At 71.6% G+C, this 15,942-nt stretch carries 8 protein-coding genes and 5 pseudogenes; 6 read left to right on the top strand and 7 right to left on the bottom strand.

What is annotated here, in order from left to right; all coding sequences use genetic code 11:
* Nucleotides 1–25 precede the first annotated feature (25 nt).
* The 5 genes and pseudogenes from Phou_RS54960 to Phou_RS12765 form a co-directional block, all read left to right on the top strand.
* A pseudogene (locus tag Phou_RS54960) lies at nt 26–1,138 on the top strand (AAA domain-containing protein); the annotation flags it as partial.
* A 2,378-nt stretch (nt 1,139–3,516) separates the two neighbouring features.
* Nucleotides 3,517–3,753, top strand: a pseudogene (locus Phou_RS52540) (hypothetical protein); the annotation flags it as partial.
* Between the two features lie 162 nt (nt 3,754–3,915).
* The gene (locus tag Phou_RS52535; protein WP_246273774.1) at nt 3,916–4,251 is read left to right on the top strand and encodes a PDDEXK-like endonuclease domain-containing protein; all 336 of its coding nucleotides are present in this window, start codon (nt 3,916–3,918) and stop codon (nt 4,249–4,251) included.
* A gap of 53 nt (nt 4,252–4,304) precedes the next feature.
* Nucleotides 4,305–5,687 (top strand): ATP-binding protein, encoded by a 1,383-nt coding sequence (locus Phou_RS12770; RefSeq protein ID WP_173056252.1) that lies wholly within the window; start codon nt 4,305–4,307, stop codon nt 5,685–5,687.
* Between the two features lie 10 nt (nt 5,688–5,697).
* A complete protein-coding gene (locus Phou_RS12765) occupies nt 5,698–7,116 on the top strand; it encodes an MFS transporter (RefSeq protein ID WP_173056251.1) in 1,419 nt (472 codons plus the stop codon).
* Here Phou_RS12765 and Phou_RS12760 read toward each other — a convergent pair.
* From Phou_RS12760 to Phou_RS51045, 6 genes and pseudogenes are all read right to left on the bottom strand, one after another.
* Nucleotides 7,094–8,699: pseudogene (locus Phou_RS12760) on the bottom strand (glycoside hydrolase family 13 protein). The gene Phou_RS12765 and the pseudogene Phou_RS12760 sit on opposite strands and share 23 nt — an antisense overlap.
* A 4-nt stretch (nt 8,700–8,703) precedes the next feature.
* The gene (locus Phou_RS12755; protein WP_173056250.1) at nt 8,704–9,723 is read right to left on the bottom strand and encodes a LacI family DNA-binding transcriptional regulator; all 1,020 of its coding nucleotides are present in this window, start codon (nt 9,721–9,723) and stop codon (nt 8,704–8,706) included.
* A gap of 75 nt (nt 9,724–9,798) precedes the next feature.
* Nucleotides 9,799–10,761 (bottom strand): carbohydrate ABC transporter permease, encoded by a 963-nt coding sequence (locus tag Phou_RS12750; protein WP_173056249.1) that lies wholly within the window; start codon nt 10,759–10,761, stop codon nt 9,799–9,801.
* 1 nt (nt 10,762) lies between these two features.
* Nucleotides 10,763–11,813, bottom strand: a pseudogene (locus Phou_RS12745) (carbohydrate ABC transporter permease).
* A gap of 67 nt (nt 11,814–11,880) precedes the next feature.
* Nucleotides 11,881–13,224, bottom strand: coding sequence for an ABC transporter substrate-binding protein (locus tag Phou_RS51050; RefSeq protein ID WP_173056247.1), 1,344 nt, complete (start codon nt 13,222–13,224; stop codon nt 11,881–11,883).
* A gap of 202 nt (nt 13,225–13,426) precedes the next feature.
* A pseudogene (locus Phou_RS51045) lies at nt 13,427–14,138 on the bottom strand (HD domain-containing protein).
* Nucleotides 14,139–14,251: 113 nt separating this feature from the next.
* On the opposite strand from Phou_RS51045, the gene Phou_RS12725 reads away from it, so the two are divergent.
* Nucleotides 14,252–15,031, top strand: coding sequence for a M23 family metallopeptidase (locus Phou_RS12725; protein ID WP_173056246.1), 780 nt, complete (start codon nt 14,252–14,254; stop codon nt 15,029–15,031).
* Here Phou_RS12725 and Phou_RS12720 read toward each other — a convergent pair.
* The gene (locus Phou_RS12720; RefSeq protein ID WP_173056245.1) at nt 15,006–15,872 is read right to left on the bottom strand and encodes an MHYT domain-containing protein; all 867 of its coding nucleotides are present in this window, start codon (nt 15,870–15,872) and stop codon (nt 15,006–15,008) included. The genes Phou_RS12725 and Phou_RS12720 overlap by 26 nt on opposite strands.
* Between the last annotated feature and the right edge of the window lie 70 nt (nt 15,873–15,942).

Below are 15,942 nucleotides of genomic sequence, written 5' to 3'. Positions count from 1 at the left end.
CCGGTGCGCCCGCGGGTTACCGTCGATGGGTATGACCGCACCGCAGGAAGATCCGGAGCAGACCGCTGGCGGCGACTCGCCGCCAGCGGTACACGCGCGTGCGGTGGCGCTCACCGAGTACCTGCTGGCGGTGCGCGCACTGCTGGAAAAGCCGGTGCGGACCGTGCCGGCCGCCGACGCGTACTGGCAGGACGACCTGCCGACCCACGTCGAGTGCGGCATCGGCCCCTTCAAGCCGGGCGGGAGCTGGCTGCGGGTCGGCCGCCCGGACCCGCCGGACCCGCCCTCCATCCCGACTCCGCTCCTGCGCCACCTCGTGTGGGACCTGTCGCACACCGCGCCGCCCACGATCGGCGAAGTGCCCGAGGAGACCCAGAACGCCTTCACCGAGTGGCGCGACGGCCAGTGGGAGCCGTGGGCCCGCGAGCACCAGCTCGCCGAGGTGACCCGCCGGCTGCACGACCGCCTCTACGACCTGCGCTACCGCGTCGACATCGACGCGGCCCGGGTCGAGCTTGTCTGGGGCCACCTCGTCCTGCGCCACCGCGACATCCACTACCCGCTGCTGGCCACGCCGGTCGCGATCGAGTACGACCCGGACTCCACCACCGTCTCCGTCACCCCGCAGGGCCCGCCGCGGCTGCAGGTCGACGCGCTCGGCGATCTCGACGGGCGGCGGGTGGCCGACCTGCTCGACCTCGGCGGCACCGGCGGGCAGGTCGACATCGACCCGTGGGACGCGGCCGAGCGGCTCGACTTCGCCCGCCGCGCCACCCGACGCCTCGGCCTGGAGCAGGACGCGGTCGTCGACACCGGCGTCATGTTCGTGCGGCCGCGCCAGCGCATGGTCCGCCGCTTCCTCGAGCAGCTCCGCGAGCGCCTGACCAGCGGCAGCCCCGAGGTCGGCGCCCTCGCGGGCGTGCTCGCGCACGAGCCGAGCCGGCTGCGGATGCCCGACGACGACCCGGAGGCGTGGACGCGCACCAGCGAGCGGCTGCTGATGCCGATGGCCACAAACGACGCGCAGGAGTCGATCGCCCGCCGCCTGGCCGCGCACCGCAACGTCGCCGTGCAGGGCCCGCCCGGCACCGGCAAGACGCACACCATTCGCAACCTCATCTGCCACCTCGTCGCGCACGGCAAGCGGGTGCTCGTGCTGGCGCAGAAGGAGGACCCGCTGCGGGTCCTGCGCGACGGGCTGCCGGAGGAGATCCAGCCGCTCTGCCTCGCCGTGCTGGGCCGCTCCGCCGACCAGCTCGTGCAGCTCCAGGTGGCCGCCCGCGAGCTCGCCGACCGCGCCGCCACATTGGACAGCGAGGCCGAGTCGGCCTGGGTGCGGCGCCTGCTCGCCGACGTCGAGGCGGCCGAGCAGGCGTTCGCCGTCGCGCGTGACGAGCTGCTCGCGGGCGCCGAGCGGGAAGCGCGGCGCTACGGCGGGCGCAGCGCCGGCGAGGTGGGCGAGTGGTTGCGCCGGCAGGCGGCCGACGCGCTGGTGCCGGACCCCGTGCCGCCGGGCACGCCGGCGCCGCTGGAGGCCGCCGAGTTCGCGGTGCTCACCGAGCTCGCGCGGCGCCTGACCGCCGCCGACCGCGCAGCCGCGCTCGGACCCCTGCCCACCGAGGGCCAGCTCCCGACCGGAGAGGCCATCGCCGCGCAACGCGACGCGCTCCGCGACGCACGCAAGGTCGTCGACGCGCTGCGAGACCGCGGCATGGCCATAGAAGGGGTACGAGCCATCGGGCCCACAGCCGTCGACGAGCTGGCCGCTGCGCTGCGCGGGGCGTCCGACGAGCTGACCCGCCGCGAGGGGAGCTGGACCGACCGGCTCGGCCAGCTGATCCGCGACCCGAGCTGGCGCGCGGTGTGGGACGGTCACGTGGCCGCCTGCCAGCAGCTCCTCGGTGAGCTGGGCCGGCGCACCTCGTTCGTGGCCGGGCGCCGCATCACCCTCCCCGAGCCCTACGCGGCGCAGCCCCGCCGCCTGCTCACCCAGCTCAGCGAGATCCGCGCGCGGTACGCGGCCGGCAAGCCGGTACGCCGCCTCACCCACGCCGAGCTTGCCCGGGTGGTGGCCGAGGTGCAGGTCGACGGCGAGCCGCTGCGCACCGTCGACGACGTCGAGCTCGTGGTGGCCACGGTGGAGCGCGAGCAGCTGCGGCAGCAGTTGGCCGCGCGGTGGGGCGAGTGGCGCACGCGGCTCGACGCGCCCATACCGCAGGACGCCTCCACCGAGCCGGAGCTGTGGGCGGGGCGCCTGCTCTCCTCGGCGGTGGCGGCGCTGGAGTGGGAGAGTCACCGCTGGCCGGAGCTGCACGCCACGCTCGTCACCGTCTTCCCACGCTGCCCCCGCGACGTCGACGCGCGGCAGATCGCCGAGCTGGCCGGCGCGGTCGAGGCGGCCGGCAACGTGTTCCTCGCCGACCGGCTCGAGGGCGAGCGGGGCGCGATGGCCGGCTGGCTGCGCCGCTTCGCGTCCGAGTCGCCGCAGCTACAGGCGCTCGCCGCGGCCTGGGATCGCGACGACCTCGCCGGCTGGGACGCCACGCTCACCGAGATCCGTCGACTGTGGACGCTGCGGCCGGACGCCACGCGGTACGCCGCCCTGCACGCCCGCCTCGCCACGGTCGCTCCGCAGTGGGCCGCCGCGATCGATGCCGGTTCCGCTGACTTCGACGGCGCCGCGGCGCTGCGGGCGTGGCAGTGGCGGCAGGCGCAGACCTGGTTCGACGAGGTGGTCGGCGACGTCGACGGCGCCGACCTGGGCCGGCGGCTGGAGCGGGCCCGCGACCAGATCCGCCGCCTCACCGCCGACCTGGTGGTCACCTCGGCCTGGCTGGAGGTCGCGCTCGCCCTCGACGACCGGCGCAAGGCGGCCCTCGCCGACTGGACCGCCGCGCTCCGCAAGATCGGAAAGGGCACCGGCAAGAGCGCCGCGCACTGGCAGGCGGCCGCCCAGCGGGCGATGTCCGAGGCGGTCACCGCCGTGCCGGTCTGGATCATGTCGATCGACCGGGCGCTGGAGCAGTTCCCCGGCCACCCGCCGATCTTCGACGTGGTGATCGTTGACGAGGCGTCACAGGCCGACCTCTTCGCGCTCCCGGTCCTCACGCTCGCCCGGCGCGCGGTCGTGGTCGGCGACGACCAGCAGATCGGGCCGCAGCTCGTCGGCGTGCCCACCGACCGGGTCAACGCGCTTGTCGCCGCGCACCTGCACCCCGCGGGCGTGCCCTCGGCGGAGCACTTCGACACCGAGAGCAGCCTCTACGACCACGCGGTGCGCCGCTCGCCGCAGCGCATCCTGCTCACCGAGCACTTCCGCAGCGTTCCCGAGATCATCGGCTTCTCCAGCGGCGCCTACTACGACGGCAAGATCCAGCCGCTCCGCGCCGCCCGCAGCGGCCTTGACCGCTCGCTCGTGGCCGAGCACGTGGCGGACGGCAAGCGGGTCACCCTCCCGAGTACGGCGAGGTCAACATCGCCGAGGCCGAGGCGCTCGTCGCCCGGGTCGCCGCGATCGTGGCCGATCCCTCCTACGCGGGGCGCACGCTCGGCGTGGTCAGCCTGCTCTCCGGCAGCGGGCAGGCGGCGTACCTGCAGCACCGGCTCCGCGAGGAGATCGGCCCGGACGAGCTGGAGCGGCGCGAGCTGCGCGTCGGCGACCCGTACACGTTCCAGGGCGACGAGCGCGACGTGGTGCTCGCCTCGATGGTGGTCTCCTCGGCCGACGGCGCGATCGGCGCGTTCACCAAGCGCGACTTCCACCGCCGCATCAACGTCGCCGCCTCGCGTGCGCGCGACCAGCTGTGGCTGTTCCACTCGGTCACGCTCGCCGACCTGCACCCCGACGACGCCCGCGCCGCGCTGCTCGCGTACGCGCAGCGCCCGCCCGCGCCGCCGGAGGTGGGCGGCGAGCCGGTGACCGACTTCCAGCGCGCCGTGCACCGCCGGCTGACCGCCGCCGGGCTGCGGGCCGTGCCCCAGTTCCGGATCGGCAACTTCAAGGTCGACTTCATGATCGCCACGCCGGACGGCCGCCGCCTGGCCGTCGAGTGCGACGGCGACAGCTACCACGGTGCCGAGGCGTTCGCCCACGACCTGCGCCGCCAGGCCATCCTGGAGCGCGTCGGCAACTGCGTCTTCGTCCGGCTGCGGGCCAGCGTCTTCCACCGCGACCCGGACGCCGCGATGCGCCCGGTCTGGGAGCGCGCCGAAGAGCTCGGCCTGATCGTGACCAGCCGAGCTGATACGTAGACTGCCTACTACAAACAGTTTGTACTACAAATGGTTTGTAGTACCGTGACGCTGTGGATGTGGTCGGGCGCCGCCGCGAGCTGCGCGAGCTGGCCGGCGCCTGGGAGCGGGCCGCCGAGGGGAGCCCTCAGCTCGTGGTCCTCTGGGGCCGCCGGCGGGTGGGCAAGACCTTCCTGCTCACCCACTTCGCCGAGGGCAAGCGCGCGGTCTACTTCACCGCCACGCGCCAGGACAGCGAGGATCGCCAGCTGCGCCGCTTCGTCGAGCGGGTCCGCGAGCAGCTCGGCGAGGACGTGCGCGACCTGGTGCCGGAGTCCTTCGCCGACTGGGAGGCGGCACTCCGGTTCACGGTCCGGCTGGCCGACCGGGAGCCACTGCTGCTCGTCATCGACGAGGCGCCGCGGCTGACCAGCGGGCGGTCCGACTTCGCCGACGTGGTCTCGGCCGTTTGGGAAAATCGCGTCCGCGACCAGCGCCTGATGCTCGTGCTCTCCGGCTCGGCGGTCGCGGCCATGGAGGAGATGCTCGGCCCGCACGGCGGCCTTCACCGCAGGGCCTCGGTCGAGCGCCGGATGGATCCGTTCTCGCTGGCCGAGGCGCGTGCGTTCCAGCCCGACCTGGCTCCGGCGGACTTCATCGAGGCGTATGCGGCATGCGGTGGCTACCCACTGCACCTCGGGCGCTGGTCGGCGGAGCGCGGCGTGGCGGAAAACCTCACCGAGCTCGCGTTCACGCCGGGAGCGCTGCTCCTGCGCGACGCGCCGGACATCCTCTCCGAGGACCTCGACTGGCGCGGTGGATACGAGCGGGTGCTCACCGCGATGGCCGGCGGCGCCCGCCGGCGGTCCCGGATCGCCGGCCGCGCCCAGCAGCGCATCGACTACACGCTCGACCGGCTGCGGCGCGCCGGCTACGTGCGGGTGGTGCGGGCGATCGGAGACCGCGGCTCACCCGACCCGATGTACGAGATCGCCGACGACTACCTCGCGTACTGGTTCGCGGTGCTGCGCGACGACGCCGACCTCGTCGAGGGTGGCCAGGGCGAGGCGGTGCGCCGCCGCAACGCCGGGCGGTGGCAGACCCACGTGGGCAAGGTCTTCGAGGCGGCCGCCCGGGATCACGCCCGGCGCATGGTCGCCGCCGGCGAGCTGCCGCCGGACGCGGTCGTCGGCCGGTGGTGGCGGGACGAGACGGCGGAGATCGACGTGCTGGCGCTGCGTGGCCAGGAGCCGGTGCTCATCGGCGAGAGCCGGTGGCAGGCCAAGCCGCTGACCGAGCGCGACCTGGCCGAGCTGCGGCGAAAGGCGACCTACCTGCCCAGCGGTGACGGCACGGCCTACGCCTTCTGGTCGCGCGGCGAGGCCAGCGAGGCGCTGCGGGGCCACCCCGACGTCCGCGTCTTCGGGCCGGCGGACGTGCTGGAAGAGCCGTCCTGATGTGCCGGTCATGAGGGGCGGGCGGGGGCACCGGATCTACAGTGTCGCCGTCTTCGTCGTGCTCGCCTCGCTCGACAACGTCGCGATCGGGCTCGTGCCACCGCTCTACGGGAGCATCAGCGACTCGTTCGGGGTGGCCGAGAGCGCGATCGGCCTCGTCACCGCGATCACGTTCCTCGCCGCCGCCGTCGCCGCGGTCGCGTGGGCGTACACGGGCGACCGGCACCACCGCAAGCCGCTGCTGATGACCGGCACGCTGGTGTGGGCGGCGGGCACCGGCGGCACGGCGTTGAGCGGCAGCTACGCCGCCTTCTTCGCGGCGCAGATCCTCGCCGCGATCGGGCTCGGCGCGGTCGCCTCGGTCGGCTTCTCGGTGGTCAGCGACCTCATCTCACCGCGCCGGCGCGGGCTGGTGATGAGCTTCTGGGGGCTCTCGCAGGGGATCGGCACACTGGCCGGCACGCTGCTGGGCGGGCTGCTCGGGCGCAGCGACTGGCGGGCGCCGTTCCTGGTGCTCACGGTGGTCGGGGTCGCCGCCACCGTGGCGTACGTGTTCACGTACGACGTGCGGCGCGGCCAGAGCGACGCCGAGCTGTCCGAGGTGATCGCGCACGGCGGGGAGTACGACTACCGGATCAGCCGCGACGACCTGCCCGGCATCCTGCGCCGCCGGACAAACTTCTGGCTGGTGCTGCAGGGCCTGACCGCTCAGGTGGCGTTCGGCTCGCTGGTGTGGCTGCCGGTGCTCTTCCGGGAGCGCGCCGAGACGCAGGGGTACAGCGAGGACACGGCGATCGTGGTCGGCAGCATCTTCGCCACGCTGTTCCAGCTCGGCGCCGGGTTCTCCATCGTCGGCGGGCTGATCGGCGACCGGGTGCAGCGGCGAAACCCGGGTGGGCGGGCGATGGTGGCCGCCGTCGGCATCCTCGCGGCGGTACCCCTGTACCTCGTGCTCTTCTTCGTGCCGATCCGCATCGACGTGCCGGACGGCGCCGGCGCCGGCGCGGTGGTCCGGGCCGTACTCGCCAGCGTGGTGACCGAGCCGACGGTGGGGCTGAGCCTCCTCACCGCGCTTGTCGCGCTCGCCCTCACGTCGGCCAACTCGCCGAACTGGTTCGCCCTGATCGCGGACGTCAACCCGCCCGAGCACCGCGGCACCGTGTACAGCCTCGGCAACCTCACCAACGGCGTGGGCCGCGCGATCGGCAACGGCCTGGCCGGCGTCGTCTTCCGGGGGCTGCAGGCGCCGCTCCCGCCGCCGCTCAACTACGCGGTCGGGCTCGCGGCCTTCCAGCTCTTCTTCGTCCCCACCGGGCTGATGTACTGGCGGGCCTCCCGCACCTCGCCGGCGGACATCGCCGCCGTACACGAGTTGCTGGAGGCCCGCGCCGAGCGGAGCGATCCGGCTACACCGCGGCCCACACCGTGACGTCCGTCGGCAGCTTGCCGTCGGCGTCCAGCGGCTCGCTGCTGATCAGCGGCCGGGTGCCCGCGGGCAGGGCGGCCGGCGTGTCGCCGAAGTTGGTCAGCACGTAGACGTCACCGTTTTGGAAGGTGAGCACGCCCTGCGGCCCTTCGACCCAGGAGAGCGATCCGCCGCCGAGGCCGTGCTGGGCGCGCAGGCGCAGCGCCGCCCGGTACATCTCGTACGTCGAGCCGGCCACCCCGCGCTGCTTGTCGAGCGCGAGCTCGCCGAAGATCGGCGGCTGGGGAGCCACGTCGCGGCGGACGGGCCGAAGCCGTAGGACGGGGCATCGCCCTCCCACGGGATCGGCACGCGGCAGCCGTCGCGCCCCTTCTGCCCGCCCCGCGTGCGGAGGAACATCGGGTCCTGCCGGGCCTCGTCCGGCATCGTGGTGTGCTCCGGCAGGCCGAGCTCCTCGCCCTGGTACAGGTATGCCGAGCCGGGCAGCCCGAGCATCAGCAGCGTCGCCGCGCGCGCCCGGCGCAGGCCGAGCACCGGGTCCGGCTGCGGGTCCTCGGCGCCGATGCCGCGCGGGCGGGGGGTGCCGATCGGCAGGCCGAGGCGGGACGCGTGGCGGAGCACGTCGTGGTTGGACAGCACCCACGTGGTCGGCGCGCCGACCGCCGCGTTGGCGCCGAGCGAGCGCCTGATCACCTCGGACTGCGCCGCCGCGGTCCAGGCCGCCTCCAGGTACTCGAAGTTGAACGCCTGGTGCATCTCGTCGGGCCGCACATACGCCGCGAGCCGCTCGGCCGGCGAGACCCACGCCTCGGCGACGAGCACGCGCTCGCCCGGGTACTCCTCCAGCACCCGGCGCCAGTCGCGATAGACGTCGTGCACGGCGTCCTGGTCCCACATCGGCGGCCGGATGCCCTTGGTGGCGGGGCCGGTGAGCGGCTCGACGGGGTAGTGCCAGTCGGCGAGGTCGGCCTGCTTGATCAGGCCGTGCGCGACGTCGACCCGGAAACCGTCGACGCCGCGGTCGAGCCAGAAGCGCAGGATGTCGCGGAACTCGGCGCGCACCTCGGGGTGATCCCAGTTGAGGTCCGGCTGGCCGGCGTCGAACAGGTGCAGGTACCACTCACCGTCCGGCACCTGCGTCCACGCCGGCCCGCCGAACGTGCTCTCCCAGTTGTTGGGCTTTTCGGGGCGGAAGATGTAGCGCGCCCGCTCCGGGCTGCCCGGGCCGGCCGCGAGCGCCGCCTTGAACCACGGGTGCTCGCTCGACGTGTGGTTGGGCACGAGGTCGACGATGACCCGCAGGCCCCGCTCCCGAGCCGCGGCGAGGAGCTTGTCCGCGTCGTCGAGGCGCCCGAAAATGGGATCCACGTCCCGGTAGTCGGCCACGTCATAGCCCGCGTCGGCCTGCGGCGAGGGTAGAAGGGCGACAGCCACAGGGCGTCGACACCCAGCTCGACCAGGTGGTCCAGCCGTGCGGTGATGCCGGGCAGGTCGCCGATCCCGTCGCCGTTGGAGTCGGCGAAGGATCGCGGATAGATCTGGTAGATGACCGCGGTGCGCCACCAGTCGCTGGTCTGCTCAGGCATCGTTCTAGTTTGCCCGAGGTGGTGCGGTGGACTCGCGAACGATCAGGTGAGTTGGCAGGATCACGGTTTCCTCTCCGGGGTACTCGCCGCCGGTTAGCGGGCTGAGTAGGACGTTCGCCGCTCGGCGGCCCTGTTCTGCGGCGGGTTGGGCCACTGTTGTGAGCCCGACCACACCGGCCAGGTCGTGGTCGTCGATGCCGATCACGCTGATGTCCGCGGGCACCTTGAGTCCCGCTTGCCGCAGCGCCGCCATCGCACCCATCGCGATCTCGTCGCAGGCCGCGAAGATCGCCGTGGGTGGGGTGCCGCGCCGCAGGAGTTCCGCCACCGCGCGTTCGCCGCCGGTCACCGTGAACTCCGCCTCGACGTCGAGCGCGGGATCGGGTGTGATGCCCGCGGCGCCGAGCGCCTCCCGGTAGCCGCGCCGGCGGTCGATGTGGGTGGTGAAGGCCAGCTCGTCGGCGGGATCGCCGGAGATGTGCGCGATCCGGCGGTGGCCACACTCGATGAGGTGGTTCGTCGCGGTGCGCGCGGCGGCGAGGTCGTCGATCCGGATGCTCGGCCAGCCCGGTACACCAGTGCCCGAGCTGACCGTGACGCCCGGTAGGGCGAGGCTGGTGACCGCGTGCAGGTCCGGACCCTGCAGCGGGGTTGCCACCAGCATCAGCGCGTCGACCCGCTTGTGCAGCGCGGCGGTGTGCAGCAAGCGCTGCCGCTCGCTCTCGCTGCCGCCGAGGTTGTGCAGCAACAGGTCGTACCCGGCCCGGTGGAGCGCCGCCTCGGCGGCCTCCACCACGGTGGCGAAGAACCAGCGGGTGATCCGCGGTACCACGACCGCCACCGTCCCGGTCTTGCCGCCGGCGAGCCGGGAGGCGCTGGGCGAGGCGGCGTAGCCAAGCTGGGCGGCGGCCGCGAGCACGCGGTCGCGGGTGGCTTGTGAGACTGTGGGCAGGCCGCGCAGGGCCCGGGAAACGGTGGCCGTCGATACGCCGGCCAGCCGCGCGACATCGTCGATCTTTGTCACGCGTGCCCTCCTCGTGGGTGATCGCGGCGGGTGGGCGGCTCGCAGCGGCCGAGCCGCCACCCCGCGTACGGCGTATCAGCCCTTGACGCTGCCGGTGAGGAGACCCCGGACGAAGTACCGCTGGAGGGACAGGAACACGATCAGCGGGATGACGATCGACACGAACGCGCCGGACGTCAGCCGTTGCCACTCGTTGCCGCGGGTACCGGCCAGCTCTGCCAGCCGTACCGTCAGCGGGGCTGTTTCATCCCCACCGCCCGCGAAGATGAGCGCGACGAGCAGGTCGTTCCAGACCCACAGGAACTGGAAGATGGTCAGCGATGCCAGCGCCGGGGTGATCAGCGGCAGCACGATGGTGCGGAAGATCTTCGGGTGGCTGGCCCCGTCGACCCGCGCCGCCTCCATGAGCTCGCTGGGCAGCTGCGACACGAAGTTGTGCAGCAGGAACACGGCGAACGGCAGGGCGAAACAGGTGTGCGCGAACCACACCTGGATGAACTTCTGCTCGTCTTCGAGCTGCCACGCCGGCATCAGCGTGATGCCGCCGATCGAGACGCCGCGGGAGAAGAAGCTGAGCAGCGGCACGAGCGCCATCTGCAGCGGCACGATCTGCAGCGCGAAGATTCCGATGTAGACCCACTCGCGCCCGCGGAACTGGATCCAGGACAGCGCGTACGCCGCCATCGCGGCGAACGCCACCGGGAAGAGCACCGACGGGATCGTGATGACGAGCGAGTTGACGAAGTAGTTGGCCAGCTGGCCGGAGGAGGCCGACTGTCCGAAGAGGACTTCGTTGTAGTTTTCGAGCGTCAGCTGCGGGTCGCTGAAGAACGTCCACCAGCCGGTGGTCTTGATCTGGTCCTCGGGGCGCAGCGACGAGATGAACAGGCCGAAGGTCGGCACGGTCCAGAGCAGCGCGATGAGCACCGACACCACCGTGGCGGTACGGGTGTTGAGCCGCTTGCGCACCCGGCCGGCGACGGTCTTGGGTGCCGGCTCCGCCGTGGCGGACGGAAGTACGGGAGTTGTGGTAGCCATGTCAGCCCTCCCGCTGCCGGCGGAGGTTGCGGATCTGGAAGATGACGATCGGGATGACCAGGATGAAGAGGAACACGGCCAGCGCCGACCCCTGTCCGGTCTCCTGGTAGCGGAACGCCTGGTTGTACATCTCGAGCGCGATCACGTTGGTGTCGTAGTTGCCGTTGGTCATCGTGCGGACGATGTCGAAGATCTTCATCGTCGCCACAGTGATGGCCACGATCACCACGATCAGCGCGGGCCGGATGCTCGGCAGCGTGATCCGCCAGAACATCTGCCACGCGGTGACCCCGTCCAAGCGGGCGGCCTCGACGATGTCACCCGGGATGGCCTTGATCGCCGCCGACAGGATCACCATCGCGAACCCGGCCTGGATCCAGACCATGACCACGATCAGCAGCAGCGTGTTGAGGGGGACTCGAGCAGCCACTGCTGCGGCGTGCCGCCCAGCCACACGACGATCTGGTTGAGCAGACCGATCTGGTCCTGCTCCTCGCCGCGGTACGCGTACACGAACCGCCAGATGATGCTCGCGCCGACGAACGAGATGGCCATCGGCAGGAAGATCAGCGACTTGGCCACCGACTCGAGGCGGGCCTTGTCGACCATCACGGCGTAGAGCAGGCCGACCGAGGTCGCCACCAGCGGCACCAGGACCACCCAGAGCAGGCTGTTCCAGAGCACGTTGAGGATGTCGCCGTTGCTGAACAGCCAGCCGTAGTTGTCCAGGCCCACCCACTCAGAGCTGTTGCCGTTCTTCAACGACAGCAGGAGGGTGCGGACCACCGGTACCACCAGCCCGATCAGCAGCAGCACGATGACCGGGAGGAGGAAGAAGAACGCGTACCCGAACTCGCGGGGCTTGCGCAGTCGGCCCGGGGTGGGGCCGGCGCCTCGCCCGCCGCGACCGCGATGAGCTGGCGCTCACGCCGCCGGGCGAAGTAGGTGGGTACGACGTCGAGCAGAAGCAGAAGCCCACCGACGACCACCGCGAACGCGACGAGGCCGTACACCAGCACGGTGAGCTTTGGGGAAATGTCCGCGAATTCCATCCGCCCTCCCGAGGGGATCGGCCGGCCCGACCCCTTGGTGAGAGGGTCAGGGCCGGCCGTCTATGCGTTACTTCCAGGAGCTCTCGACGCCCGAGAGCGTGCTGGCGGTGTCCTTACCGTTGATCCAGTCGACCATGGCCTTCCACAGGGTGCCGGCGCCGACGGCCGACGGCATCAGGTCGGAGCCGTCGAAGCGGAGCACCTTGCTCTGGTCCTGGAGGATCTGGACCGACAGCTTGTCGATCGGGTTGGTGAAGTTGTTGATGTCCGCGCCCCGGTTACCCGAGACCCAGTTGCCGAGCTTGGCCCGGGCGTTGGCGTACTCGGGCGTGGCCAGGTAGTTCTGCACGGCCTGGACCTCGGGACGGTCGGCGAACGCGACGGTGAACTCACCGGCCGCGAGCACCGGCTCGCCCTTGGAGGGGTCGACGGCCGGGAAGTAGAAGGCGAACACGTCGCCGTCCTCGGCCACCTTCGTGCCCTGCGGCCACTGGTTGGCGTAGAAGGACGCCTGGCGGTGCAGGTAGCACTTGTTTTCAAGGATCGGCAGGCCGGCCTCCTGGAAGGCCGTCGTGGAGATGCTCTTCACGGGGCCGAACCCGGCGTTGACGTACTTGTCGTTCTTGAGGATCGTGCCGGCCCGGTCGAGCGCGGCGGCGACCTTCGGGTCGTTGAACGGGATCTGGTGGGTCACCCACTGGTCGTAGACCTCGGGCGACTGGTCGCGGAGCATGATGTCCTCGAGCCAGTCGGTGGCCGGCCAGCCGGTGGCGTCACCGGACTCGATACCCGCGCACCAGGGCTTTTCGCCGGTACCGGCGATCTTGTCGCTGAGCGCGATCAGCTCGTCCCAGGTCTTGGGGATCGCGTAGCCCTTCTCCTGGAAGGTCTTCGGCGAGTACCACACGAAGGACTTCACGTTGGAGCCGAGCGGCGCACCGTAGAACGTGCCGCCGACGGTGCTGTACTTCAGCCAGTCAGCCGGGTAGTTGGCCTCCGCCGACGCCTTGGTGTCGGCCGGAGCGGCCTTGAGCTTGCCGGCGTTGGCGAACGTCGCCAGCAGGCCGGGCTGCGGGATGAAAGCGATGTCCGGCGCGTTGCCGCCGTCCACGCGGACCTGCAGCTGCGCCTCGAACTCGCCGCTGCCTTCATAGTCGATCTCGATGCCGGTGCAGTCGGTGAACGGCTTCCAGGACTGCTCCAGCAGGTCGGCCTCCGTGTCCCGGATGGACGCGTAGATAGTGACCTTCTTGCCGTCGTTACCGCTGTACTTTTCGAAGGCGGAGCACTCCGCCGAGCTTTCGTTGCCACTTCCGCTGTCGTCGCCGTCCCCGCACGCGGCGGCGCTGAGCGCCAGCCCGACCACGGTGGCGATCACGATGGCTTGGCGTCGTCTTGGAAAGACCGCCATGCCGTCCTCCTTCCTCGCCGGCACGGTGCGTTGGCTCACGTGCCGGTCCCGACTTGGGGCGTCTACACATGTAAGCGCTTGCACGATCATTCCGTCCAGGCTCTCCGGCAAAGAAGCCGTAACGATTAGGAAACGTCGGGAGCGCTTCCAGGAGCTGCTCGTGGCACCCCGCTGCCGGCCCGGATGGCCCGGCGCCCGACCGTCAGGCCTCGCCGGTCTGCGGACCGTCGAGGATGGCGGCGAACCGGCTCTCGGCGAGGTCGAGCTGATCCATGATGTGGGCCTTCGCGGGGCCGAGAGGGGCGTGTCCGCGCGGGCGACCAGCTCGCGGAAGACCGGCACGAGCGGCCGGTACTTGGTCGCTGAGCTGTGCACCTTCGGCCCGGTGGTGTGTATGACGCCCACGCCGTTGTCCGTGAAGTCGGAAACCTTGATCACCCGGGCCCACGGGTCGCGGTCGAGGCTCTCGGCCACGTGTGTCCGGTACTGCTCGTGGCGGTCGCGATCCGGGTCGTACGCCGGGTTGGTCACCGAGCGCACCAGGTCGGCGATCCGCCGGTTGAAGAGCTTGGCCAGCTCGGCGAGCGCCGCCTCGGTGTCGCCGCCCAGCTCGTCGGGGTGGTCCTCGACCGCGTCGTGCAGCAGCGCCGCCACGATCACGTCGACGTCGTCGACCCCGTAGTGCGACATGATCCGGATCGCGACCCGGAGCAGGTGGTTGAGGTACGGCTCGCGGACCCGGCGGTCGTCCCGATGCAACCGCGCGGCGAGCTCCAGCGCCTCCTCGAGCCGCTCCCGGTCCGGCACGGGAAAGCGGGCCACCTCCAGGGCGAACCGCTGCCGCAGGCCGTCCTCCCGTAGACCTCGGTGATCGCGTGCAGCGGCATGGTCGCGAGGTACGCGGGGGAGGCCATGTGATCCAGGTATACCGGATCACGCCAATTTCCGTCGGCCTGCCTTCCGTTGGATGAAGCTTTCTGTCAAACTGCCGCCCAAGCAGGAAGGTTTCCGACACAGGAGGACTTCGATGGCTCGACGCGTGCTCCGGCTGCTCGCCGTGACCGCCACCGCGGCCGCCGTCATCATCGTGGCGCCGGGTCCGGCGCAGGCGGCACCGACGTTCAAGGTTCCATTCCCCTGTGGACAGTCGTGGTCCGGCCAGACCCGCACCAACCACAGCCCGGCGAACGCGGTCGACTTCAACCGCACGGACGACGCCGGCGACCCCGTCGTCGCCAGCGCGCCCGGCACCGTGGACCGGGTCACCGACCTCGGCGACACGAGCTACGGCAAGTACGTGCGCATCAACCACGGCAGCGGCTACACCACGTACTACGCGCACCTCAGCGGGTTCAACGTCTCTGTTGGACAGACGGTCGGTTACGGCAGGGTCATCGGCTACGTCGGCACCACGGGCGGCTCGACCGGTCCGCACCTGCACTACGAGCAGCGCCTGAACGGTGCCGACATCCAGGTCCGGTTCAACGGCGGGCTCGCCCTCTACTGGGGCACCAGGACGTACACGAGCGACAACGCCTGCTCCGGCAGCAACACCGGGTCCGGCACGGTCAACACGGCCGGCTCGCCGCTGACCGTGCGGTCAGGACCCGGCACCGGCTACAGCGCGGTCGGCACCGTCGCCGACGGCGCCACCGTCACCATCCACTGCCAGACGACCGGCACGTCGGTCACCGGCACGTACGGCACGAGCAACATCTGGGACCGCATCGGCACCGGCCGCTTCGTCTCCGACGCGTACGTGTACACCGGCTACGACGGCTTCATACCGAGCGTCCCGCGCTGTTAGAGGGACCGTCGATGGCCCGCACGGCGCGCACCGACCAGGGGCGCCCGTGCGGGTCGAGCGGCGCGGACCGCCCGGCCGCGCGAGAGGCCGGCCACCGGTCGTCGGCGAACTCCTCTTCGGTCATCGCCTGCAGCGCGCTGAACGCCACACCGATCAGCGTGACCGCGGCAAGCACCGTGATCGGCACGATCAGCAGAGACGGGCTGAGCCCTTCGACACGGGTCTCACCCGGTGCCCAGAGCCGTACCCGCATCGCCGCCATGCCCGTGTAGTGCATGCCGCACACGGCGATGCCCAGCGTGAACGCGCCGGCGATGACCGCGCGCCAGCCGCGCACCGCGACGACGAGCCAGAGTGCCGCCGTGGCGCCCGCGACGGCGATGAGGGTGGAGGCGCCGACCAGCGCGCCGTCGTACTCGATGCGCCCGGCCACCCGGACCGCGGCCATGCCGGTGTAGTGCATCGCGACGGCGCCGGCTCCGGTGAGGAGGCCGCCCAGGATGATGCGGCCGCCCGTGGCCTCGCCGCGCCCGACGATGAAGAGGCCGGCGCCGACGGTAACGACCGCGACGACGAGGCTGGCGACGGTGAGCGAGGGGCTGTACCGGACAGGGCTGTCCGGTACGTCGAAGCCGAACATCGCGGTGAAGTGCATGAGCCAGATCGCGGCTCCGCCGATCGTGATGGCGGCGAGGACGAGCCAGCGGGTACGCCGCCGGCGGTGGCGGGCGGCCCGGGCGCGGGTCGTGCAGACCAGGCCGAGCAGCGAGCCGACAAAGGCGATCAGGTACGCGACCACCGGGTTCATGGCGCCGTACGTCAGGTGATGGATCTCAGCCACGGCAGTGATTGAGGCACGCGGTGGGCTGGATTCACGCACAGGTTGTGCGCTCCTTACAGAGATCTGGGCG

Origin of the sequence: Phytohabitans houttuyneae, from assembly GCF_011764425.1 — a bacterium.
Classification (GTDB): Bacteria; Actinomycetota; Actinomycetes; order Mycobacteriales; family Micromonosporaceae; genus Phytohabitans; species Phytohabitans houttuyneae.
This window is presented reverse-complemented; position numbering and strand designations above follow the sequence as displayed.

Excerpts from the sequence above, each read along its gene's own strand:
- Phou_RS12765 (WP_173056251.1), top strand. The coding sequence starts at position 5,698 with ATGAGGGGCGGGCGGGGGCACCGGATCTACAGTGTCGCCGTCTTCGTC.
- Phou_RS12750 (WP_173056249.1), bottom strand. The coding sequence starts at position 10,761 with ATGGCTACCACAACTCCCGTACTTCCGTCCGCCACGGCGGAGCCGGCA.
- Phou_RS51050 (WP_173056247.1), bottom strand. The coding sequence starts at position 13,224 with ATGGCGGTCTTTCCAAGACGACGCCAAGCCATCGTGATCGCCACCGTG.
- Phou_RS12725 (WP_173056246.1), top strand. The coding sequence starts at position 14,252 with ATGGCTCGACGCGTGCTCCGGCTGCTCGCCGTGACCGCCACCGCGGCC.